General features: G+C 40.9%; 8 protein-coding genes. 5 read left to right on the top strand and 3 right to left on the bottom strand.

Annotated elements, in window-relative coordinates:
- Window positions 1-195: IS3 family transposase (locus EI164_RS12090; protein ID WP_192520209.1), on the top strand; the 195-nt coding region annotated here is incomplete at its 5' end.
- Between the two features lie 436 nt (window positions 196-631).
- Window positions 632-1,264, top strand: coding sequence for a hypothetical protein (locus EI164_RS12085; RefSeq protein WP_192520208.1), 633 nt, complete (start codon window positions 632-634; stop codon window positions 1,262-1,264).
- A 168-nt stretch (window positions 1,265-1,432) separates the two neighbouring features.
- On the opposite strand, the gene EI164_RS12080 is transcribed toward EI164_RS12085, so the two are convergent.
- Both EI164_RS12080 and EI164_RS12075 read right to left on the bottom strand, forming a co-directional pair.
- Window positions 1,433-3,718 carry a TonB-dependent receptor gene (locus EI164_RS12080; RefSeq protein WP_192520207.1) on the bottom strand — a complete coding sequence of 762 codons (2,286 nt, stop codon included), beginning with the start codon at window positions 3,716-3,718 and terminating at the stop codon, window positions 1,433-1,435.
- Between the two features lie 230 nt (window positions 3,719-3,948).
- Window positions 3,949-5,823, bottom strand: coding sequence for an autotransporter domain-containing protein (locus EI164_RS12075; protein WP_192520206.1), 1,875 nt, complete (start codon window positions 5,821-5,823; stop codon window positions 3,949-3,951).
- Window positions 5,824-6,106: 283 nt separating this feature from the next.
- Between EI164_RS12075 and arfB the strand changes: the two genes are divergently transcribed.
- Complete coding sequence (gene arfB, locus EI164_RS12070) at window positions 6,107-6,520, top strand: alternative ribosome rescue aminoacyl-tRNA hydrolase ArfB (RefSeq protein WP_192520205.1); 414 nt, start codon at window positions 6,107-6,109, stop codon at window positions 6,518-6,520.
- A 125-nt stretch (window positions 6,521-6,645) separates the two neighbouring features.
- Window positions 6,646-7,350 carry a hypothetical protein gene (locus EI164_RS12065; RefSeq protein WP_192520204.1) on the top strand — a complete coding sequence of 235 codons (705 nt, stop codon included), beginning with the start codon at window positions 6,646-6,648 and terminating at the stop codon, window positions 7,348-7,350.
- A gap of 86 nt (window positions 7,351-7,436) precedes the next feature.
- Here EI164_RS12065 and EI164_RS12060 read toward each other — a convergent pair whose 3' ends face one another.
- Window positions 7,437-8,411, bottom strand: coding sequence for an alpha/beta hydrolase (locus tag EI164_RS12060; protein ID WP_192520203.1), 975 nt, complete (start codon window positions 8,409-8,411; stop codon window positions 7,437-7,439).
- Between the two features lie 247 nt (window positions 8,412-8,658).
- Here EI164_RS12060 and EI164_RS12055 point away from each other — a divergent pair, with 247 nt between their 5' ends.
- Window positions 8,659-9,435, top strand: coding sequence for a hypothetical protein (locus tag EI164_RS12055; protein WP_192520202.1), 777 nt, complete (start codon window positions 8,659-8,661; stop codon window positions 9,433-9,435).
- Window positions 9,436-9,661 lie beyond the last annotated feature (226 nt).

Genomic DNA, 9,661 nt, shown 5'->3' with positions numbered 1-9,661 from the left:
GGGCTTTATAAAACAGAGGTGATTGAATATTTAAAACAGCAGTGGCAAGGTGTGAGCGATGTTGAATTAGCAACCCTTGAATGGGTCGATTGGTTTAACAAAACTCGCATTCATAGTACGATTGGTTATGTGTCGCCTTTTGAGTTTGAGAGACGATACTATGATAGTCTTACTGAGTCAGACAAAGCTGCCTGACTCAAGTAAATCACTCTCCGACAATACCGGGGCGGTTCAGTATCGCTTGTACTCGGTTTTTTTGTATCGAAATTATTTGAACTCCACTATAAAAGTCTCACAGCATTAACCTCGCTTGATGTATCACGTATACATCTAGTGAAAGTATTAGTATGTCGTTAGAGTGTGTTTGATCCTTTACAAGCAAGTATACATATCAGTATTTATTTTTTATCATCTGATGTGCTATTATCATTTAACGAATTATCGTGGGTTTAACAGTTTTGTCATTGCCATCCATAGCGACAGTTTGATGGCGGCGTGACAAACCTTGCAACTTCCAGCACGATGTAAAATAATTCTGGTAAAGCGCATGAGCCTGTACTCCGACATCCTCATTTGTGCCTAATTTATACTTTTTTGTCGGAGTTACAGGAGTCTTAAGGTGTTCAATCTCATGAGCCACGTTGCTAACCAATCCAAATATACCCGCCGTTACTATCCACATCATTTTTTGGCACAATATGCGATTAATCAGATAGACACGCTTGAGCTACGTTCGCAAGATATTGTCAAAAAAATGGGCTACCCACTAAAACATACCATTCCAGCTTGTGAGCGTCTGCGCCACGTATTGTCGAGCAGGTTTCTTGGGCTTGATGGTAGCTATATAGATAAGTACTTTACCGCTGATGAATTTTTAGTCAAGTTATTTGCAGTGATTGAGATGCCATATCAGCCATTTGCAGAAGATATATCTCAGATTAAATATGATTTAGCGCATTATCTCAATGCCGTACCTCAATATAGTTTACAAGCTGATATCGATTTTGAGTTCAGTGGCACAAACTGGATATCTCATGGCAATGCGGCGCGATTGGCTCATATACGCTTGCCTGATGATTTTTCCGAACTAAAAGAGGTAGCACGTACGTCTATAGTGAAAGAGAAAATCTATAAGCATCATCAGCAGTATGCGAGTGATTTGCCTTATAAAGGAGTGATTAAAGGCTATCGATTGATAGTTGAGAGAAATAATGGAGTGGTTAAGAGTATAGTGTATGGGCTGCCAAAATCTAGTGATGTGTGAATAAAAAGATTTTTCTAGAATAAGCGATATAGGATAAGCGATTTTTGCTCCATATGATATCTCTCAGTTGAGACTGAGTGCGTGGCCTAGGTATTAAAATAAAAAAGTCCCTATTCATTTTTGAATAGGGACTTTTTTAGGTTCAAATGATATGAGTTGAACGGTCACTTAAAAGTGATGAGTGTAGCCAAGCGTGTAAGTACGTCCTAGGCCTTTGTAATCAAACACTGATTTAGGTGCATAGCTACCATAATAGATCTGAGCTTGCTGTCCCCAAACGGTGGTGTAGTCTTTGTCGAGCAAGTTCTGAACGCCTAGACTAAACTCGCCTGAAGGCAAGAAGTAAGTGTAATCAAGATCAATGGTGGTATAGCCATCTAGCTCTTGCGTAGAGTCGCTGCTTGAGTCGTAGCCTGAGACATCACGCATCATATTCGCTTGTAGCTTAAGCGCTTGATTTTCATCTTCCCAGCGTGTCCACAAGCCGTATTTGGTTGGGCTGGTGTCAGTCACGACAGTGTCTTTATAGTCACCATCGACTTGCGTTTCGCTTTTGACCCAATGCGCTAGTGCGCCGATGCTCACATTGTCATTAATCGCATAGTCGCCCTTTGCTTCAATACCATACACACGCTTTTTATTATCACTTTGAGTGATCAGTAGGGTGCTACGATCATAGTCAATACTGCCATCTGATAGGCTATAGTAACCCGTCAGTTGACCCGTCAAGTTATTGTGACTGAACGAAGTACCTAACTCGTAGCTATCGGTTTTGATACCATCAAGCTCGGTACCTGAAACGTTAGAGCCGTTAACAAGCTCATAATAGTTGGCTGCATTTTTTGAGTAGATGCCTTGACCATAAAACTTAGCAGGATCAGGTAGCTCAAAGCCTTGTGAAAAGTTCGCAAAATAGCGTAAGTTGTCTGTAGGTTTATAATTGAGACCTAAATTAAATAAGCTAACATTATAGTCCGTGCTACCACCAGGGATTGCATCACCGCCAGTGGCATTGCCCAAGGCAATATCAGTCTGTACTGTGGTAGAGACAAAGTCATCAATTTTATTATTCAGGTGTTGATAGCGCATACCAGCAGTCGCGCTTAGTGTATTGGTTAGCTCATAATCGCCTTGAATGAACCCCGCGATAGAGTCTACCTCAGTACCAGGGTAGCGTCCGATAGTTGCAAACTCATCATTGACCAAGCCACCAGTAGCTAGACTTGTGCTTTGATTGAATATCATTTGATTGCTATCCAGTTTGTCTTGATAGCCGTCGATACCATAAGTTAGTTTGAGTTTATCAGTCCAGTCCTTGCTCAATGCGAGACGTGCTGAAGTCACATCAGTTGACTGCTCTGAAGCGGCAAAATAGGTACCATAAATAAAGGGAATAAAACTCAGCTCTTCGGTACGATGTGATAGCTGAGCATATACTTCATGACCGAATAAGTCAGTATTGTGGTAATTGGCATTGTACTGCTGACGTTCCGTACTGGCTTGTCGATCACTCTCAAAACCATCACTAATCTCGGCACCGAATGGATAAGTGGTTAGATCATACTGAATACCGTAATCCGTATCTTGCTCACTCTTATAGTACTGTGCTGACAAGTCTAAAGTTTGCTGGTCATCAATCTGTAGTTGTGTGCTGGCTAAGATATCAATGGTCTCATTGTCCTGCAACGAACCCTGAGTGGTATCGGGAACGAGTATCTGACCGCTGCCGTCAAAGAAAGAACCAGTTTGTTCGTAGGTAACGGCTAGATTACCTTTGACCGTTTCTGTACCGCCACCGATAGAAGCGTGACCTTTATAAGAGATGTCGTCTTCGTCTTGGAAGCCTGAAGTTGCCTGTATAGAAGTGGTGACTTGTGGCTCACCAGATTGTGCTTTTTTAGTCTTAATGTTGATAATACCACCCGTGGCGCCGCCGCCATACACCGCTGATGCACCAGATAGTACCTCGATACTTTCGATGTTTTCCATACTGATTGAGTCTAAATAACGACTGATAGCACGTGAGGAATTCAGTGACACACCATCAATCATCACCTGCATGTCACGTCCACGCAAGTTCTGACCTGCACTCGTGCGTCCGCCGCTACCCAAATCGAGAGAGGGTACTTCTTGAGCGATAAAATCACCTAGACGCTTACCAGTACGGGCAGCTTCATCGACTTTGTACTCATCGATATACCAGACAGTCGCTGGAATATCAGAAATAGCCTTTGGCGTTTGATTGGCGACGACGACGATAGGCTCAAGCGTCGTACTAGGCTGAGCGCTTGCGTCAGTATCAATGGCTGTATCAGCAAATGCTGGACTGAACTGCACTAATGTGCCTACGGCCAGATATATAGGGGCTTTTTTAGAGGTCTTCACAGTAGTCAAAATTGCACTATACAAACGAGAGTAGGGTAAAGCATAAGAGGAAGTATGATGCTTAGACATAAGGACAAAACCGTATAGTAAATGAGAATTGTTAATGATACCTTTATCATTAAAACATGTCTATAAGTTATCTTTTGGTAAGCAAGATTAGCTATATGTTTGCGAAGATTGCATTCGTTTAAGAGAGTGAAAAACAAAAAAACTGCCAAACATTTTTAGGATTTGGCAGTTTCTATATTATGGTGAAGCGAATTATAGTAGAACGAATAAGTATTTAGTGACGTTATAACCTAAAAGGCACCGCTGAGTCCGACAAACAAGCTCGTTGACTCATCATCATCGCCTTGTGAGTGACTAATACCAGCATTGGCATTTAACAGACCGAAGCTTTTAGATAGCCCAAGCGTCATGCCGAGGCTATCATCGTCAGTATCTACCATCGGTGTGCTAAAGCTAATATTAGATAGGGTGTTTAAACGTGCGGTTACCGCTTCACGATTGTCGCTCAGCTGTTTTTGATAATGAATATCACCAAATAGGTTCAGGCTTTCCATTAAGTTATGATTGGCTTTAACCCCAAGCTTGCCATAGGTTGTCGTATACTTTTGTTCATCGAACTGCATGGCGATGCCAGAGCTTTCCTGTTCTTCAAGTTTACCAATCTTTACACGATTAGCGGTTGCACCAAGATAAGGAGTGATAGCCACGCTGCTGACTTGCATTGGGTAGCCCGCCTGAACGTTGGCATAAAACCGTTTACCATCAGCATTGGATTTAAATTCTTGCTGATAGTTGCCGAGCGTGACGGCACGTGTGACATCCACATCCATATTACCAAAACCAACGGCACCATTAATCTGTATGCCACCAAAATTGTCTAGCGTATTGCTGTGATAAACACCCAAGCCGACTTCATCCAGTTCAATATTGCTTAAGCCAGTAGAAACGCCTGAGTCCTCAAATTGATTTTGAGTAATATTACCATATATGCCTGTGACTGCATTTGCTGAATTGGGATGAGAAAAATCGACACCCAATAATACTTGTGCGTTGCCCTCGTCTTCAAACCCTGCAATGTCTTGGTTTTCAATTTCACCGACTGCCCATAATGTGCGGGCAGGTTTTTGCTCGCTGCTTTGGATTTGGTTGATGTGTGATTGCACACGCTCATTGGTTGCCAGTCCTGTGGTGGTCGCGATATGTGGTAATACACCGATTAAGCTAGGAGCTTTGACGACGGCATTGGCATAGTCAGCGATTACTTGGTGGGCATTGCCTGTTGGATGGATACCGTCAGCGAAGAAATAGGTTTCATTAGCGTCTGGAGTGGCTAAGTCGCTTGATCCACAGGTTAGCGAGCTGTCTGTACTACAGGCTGCTGTCGTAATATTAGTAAAACCAAAGGCCGTAGGGTTGGCAGCGACTTCTTGTAGTAAGCTAAAGGTGTCCAGTGGTATAATATTTGCGCCTGTATTTTGAGCGCCGATATACATGGACTGGTTATATAAGTTGGTGATATAAGTACTTTGCGCTTGTGCCACTGCACCTTGTTCGACGGCCCTAGGTGTAAGACCAACATCAGGAACATTCGGTACTAAGATATAGTTTGCACCACTGCTTTTTAGAGTGCCAATAGTGTCAACTTGACTGTTTACTGCTGATGTAATGATAGTTTCAGCATTATCTGGATCTTCTGCTGCGGCAAGTAAGTCATTTGCACCTGCCCAAACCACATAGAGCCCATCAGGATCTATTTTATTATTGGCAATATAGCTATTTACCTGACTATTGGCAGAAGCCACTGGAATACCAAAAGCCGTGACGTCTTCGCCCGCTCTCGCACCGCCAATGGCATAATTGTTACCCGTCTGGCTACCGTCATAAGTATTGGCGACAGCGGTGGTTCCCAGTTGCTCGGCGAATGAGGTCGCCCATGTGTTGTCAGGGTTGGTCGTAAACTGCCCTGATTCTTCTAGGCCAAAGATACCTTGGGTAAGAGGGCTGAAATAACCACCATCGGTTAAGCTGTCACCAAAAAAGGTCACGCTACTATAATCATTAGCATGAGCCAATCCTGCTGTGCAAAGTGTGACTGCTAGCATGCTTTTAGTAAGGGTTTTTAGAATAGAGGGATTAACAATAGTACGAGTTGTATGATAAGACATATCGACTTCCTTGTCGTAAATATGGCGAGATTATAACTCGATTGTAACGATTTTTTAAAATCCTAGCAATCTATTTGACTGTATAGTCCTGTGTTAGGTCACGAGTGCTCTTTAACTTTGGAGTAAGTGTGATGCTTGTCTATTAAGCTATATTTGCTGCCAGATTGATGTTGGACTATCATGGTCTCACACTTATGTTAGTTATCGATATCGCAAGTAGCCGCTTCGTCGATAATGATTTATGATGAATCGACATTATGGATTATTTATATAAAAGCAAATCATGATTTTTATTAGCAACACCATCAGTCTTAACGACCACGAAGTAGAGATTAGCGCCATACGTGCACAAGGTGCTGGCGGGCAAAATGTCAACAAAGTTTCTTCTGCCATTCATTTGCGTTTTGACATTCATGCTTCAAGTCTTAGTAACTCACAAAAAGAGCGTTTGCTGACCAATAATGATAACCGTATTAGTAAAGAGGGCGTATTTGTGCTGAAAGCGCAGCAGTTCCGCACACAAGAAAGAAATAGGGCAGATGCTATCGAGCGCTTGCAACAATTTATCATACAAGCCACTTATATCAGCAAAAATCGTAAACCTACCAAACCGAGCAGAAATGCTAAACGTAAACGTATGGACAAAAAAACGCAGCGGGGTAAAACCAAGGCGCTGCGAGGTAAAGTAGACTTTTAGCACGTTATAAATACTGCTATTTTGAGTCGATCACATATCTAAAATTGTCTGAATAAGAAACAATAGCTCTATAGATGCCGAACAAGTATCTAATAACGCTAATCTAAATAAAAAGGCCGTTCTGAATGACCAATGATAACCCGTATAACTTTTTACCTTTACAGCCTACTGGTAGGAATGAAACTAATACTGCTAATACTTATGCACCTGAAGACATGATTAAAATATATGAGCAGCAGTGTCTAACACAAGTGCCCGAAGATAAGCTGACTGAGTTTTTACCAGCACTAAAAAGTTTCTACGACATTGATGATAACACGTTAGATATCAGCGCCATTATTTTTGATGCAATCTCCGATGCTTGTATCATTTATAACCATAAAATCAAAACAGGCGACTATCAAATACTAGGTGAGCTGATAGAAGAGGTTATTGAATATGATGAAGAGGCTACAGATAAAGAAGGTGCTGAAAATAAAGATATTCAAGCCTATACATTAGAGTGCCAGCGTAATTTTCTCATTAATGATATAAAAATGGCTTATCATTTTAATCTATTTATTTATGGTGATGGATATTCTACTCTGACCAAACAAGAGACTCTACTAGAAAAAATGTATTGGTTCGTCAGAGGAAGGTTCGAAGAGCATTTATTAGACGATTCTGAAGAAAATGAGAGCTTAGAGTCTATCAATAAGCAACTAGCTGACCTCGGCATTCAAGCGATGGATCTAACCACGATAGAACAGATAATAAACTATGTAGAAGACAATATCATAGATGATGCAATGGTAGACACATTTAACAAGCTATTGGATGATGCGGAGTAATATACCCATTTTGTGTAGAGTCGATGTTAAATAGCATGGATATACGACAGGGTGATGGGTATAGACTTTTCTTATTTATTGATGTTTTAAAATCTTTGTAAACTGTCTAATAGAGAGGTTTTAAAAAGCTCTCCATGAGATTGAACATAGAATTGATAGCGACAGTTTTGCTGAAAGTCGTGACAGAGCTGCTCAGCAAAATCTTGTTTGTTTGGCGTATTGGGAGCCATCGCTGAATGATTTCGATGCTTCTCTATCTTGGACTGTTGCTCTGCTGCCTGACTAAAAGTCAGTCTGAGCCGTTTGTTTTCATAGATATCTGAACGCTGCGCTTCAGGTGAGCTTTGATATGCCTTCCAATATCTCAACATTTCACCATCTTGCCACCATAGCGAAGGATCTGCACTGAAATACTGTTGGTAAGATTCTGGATGCTCTAACAAATTATACAATACGAACAAGCCACCATAAGAATGCCCCCAAAGTCCCTCTTGGTCTGGTTTTTCCCCCAATTGCAGATATACCCATGGCTTGATTTTTTGTTCAATCAGTTTAGAAAAATCTTCAGCACCGCCATTTAACCGTTCTCTCCCTTTTTCTTGAAACACATTTCGTTGCTCTGTCTGAGTCAATAATGGTGGTGTGTAATCATATGCTCTGGCATCGACATCGAAGCGGTAAGGCGTTTGATAACCAATAAAAACCAAAGCAGGTGCATTATTTTTTGGCGTAGCATTTGATAATGAGAGCATGGTGTCTTTTGTTAAGTCACCAATGGCGGCATTTCCATCGAGTATATATAGCACGCTGGTAGAGGGTTTGACGGCATTATTAGTCGTCTGCTGATTGATATACTGCTTGGGAATAGCCAACCATACTCGGTAATGACGAGGACTGGCATAAGATTTTATGGTAGTTGAACTATCTTCTCTAAACAAGGATGATTGGGGTGCAGGTGCACTAAAGTCATGATATACAAAGTGATAGCCAGTGTCTTTGGCATGCAATAAACTCATGTCTACAGGCGTGGTCAAGTCAGGTTGGGCATAACTTGGCGACATGACTGTTCCTATAGTTATAATCGTTATTATTGACAGATACCTCTCAAATACTGACATGATTTCCCTTTTTAAATATAAACTCATTTATCGCATTTTTATTGCTATTTCATCACGCATAAGAATGAGTGATTAATGAATATTGACAAAATGTTATAATTCAGTAAATATAATACAAATGATAATCATTATCAATATTACATTTTTAATGTTATCAAATTTATCAAAATTTATATTATGAGAGTCCATTATGTCGTATTCAATGCAAGCAAATTTAGGCAAGAGTTTCTTATTATCTAAGCATTCTGTACTAGCTATTGCCCTTCTATCTTTAGGGATTGCCGGTTGTCAAAATACAACGTCGTTATCGAGTAAAGATGCTATACCGCCGACTCACTCTGTGACTTCTACTATCATGCAAACAAAAAGCAACTATGCCGATATTCATTATTTGACTATTGATGGCCAAGATTATCCAGTTTCTGAAACTTCTGCTCGGATTGTTGTCAATAACGCACAAAATGCACAAGAATTGATGGCAGATATTTTTGATGGAGAAAGAGATGTTGCAGTCCCAGGATACAAAGTTATGATAATCAACCGTACCAGCTCTGTGGCTGCTGAAGGGAGAAAGCGTGACGATGGGAGTGTGATGGATAATAGAATGATTCATCGTGGTAGTAAGTCTCTTGTGGGTATTCCTGTGGTAAATGGACAGGCAAAACTGGATCAGGCTCAATTGTTAAGCTTTGATATTATTTATGATGATGTGGCTAAAGATTTAGCAGCAGGAACAGTGGTAAAACCACGCGGTACGAAATTAACCAAATCTAATATTCCTGTCACCAATAAAAAAGTAGTCATAAACTCATTGACGTTGCCGAATATTGTTAGCGGCGAGCACGCAGGTGGTGGTGTAAATTTTGAAGCCAGCGCAGTGGTAGATGGTAAGGTTATCAAGACGGGTGCCAACAGTGCTTTTAATATCTTTTATACTGTGACATCAGATAAGGCTAGAGGGTTTTAGGTATTTATGACATGGCGCTATTATTGAATGAGTAAAACTCCTACAAGCGAAATCTGTATAGATAAAGCTTCCACAAAAAAAGCACTTATGAGCGATCACGGCTTAAGTGATAAACAGATTCACCATGTACTGCTAACATTATTACTTGGCGGTACAGTGGTGAGTTTTAGTTAGGACTTACGCAACAATCAGTCTAGGCGAGCGTAACTGCTCGCAGAGATAGTCA

Source organism: Psychrobacter sp. FME13 (assembly GCF_014861395.1).
Lineage (GTDB): Bacteria > Pseudomonadota > Gammaproteobacteria > Pseudomonadales > Moraxellaceae > Psychrobacter.
This window is presented reverse-complemented; position numbering and strand designations above follow the sequence as displayed.

What these genes read in the sequence shown, in the direction of transcription:
- EI164_RS12055 (WP_192520202.1), top strand. Translation starts at nt 8,659, where the DNA reads ATGTCGTATTCAATGCAAGCAAATTTAGGCAAGAGTTTCTTATTATCT.
- arfB (WP_192520205.1), top strand. Translation starts at nt 6,107, where the DNA reads ATGATTTTTATTAGCAACACCATCAGTCTTAACGACCACGAAGTAGAG.
- EI164_RS12085 (WP_192520208.1), top strand. Translation starts at nt 632, where the DNA reads ATGAGCCACGTTGCTAACCAATCCAAATATACCCGCCGTTACTATCCA.
- EI164_RS12080 (WP_192520207.1), bottom strand. Translation starts at nt 3,718, where the DNA reads ATGTCTAAGCATCATACTTCCTCTTATGCTTTACCCTACTCTCGTTTG.
- EI164_RS12075 (WP_192520206.1), bottom strand. Translation starts at nt 5,823, where the DNA reads ATGTCTTATCATACAACTCGTACTATTGTTAATCCCTCTATTCTAAAA.
- EI164_RS12065 (WP_192520204.1), top strand. Translation starts at nt 6,646, where the DNA reads ATGACCAATGATAACCCGTATAACTTTTTACCTTTACAGCCTACTGGT.
- EI164_RS12060 (WP_192520203.1), bottom strand. Translation starts at nt 8,411, where the DNA reads ATGTCGCCAAGTTATGCCCAACCTGACTTGACCACGCCTGTAGACATG.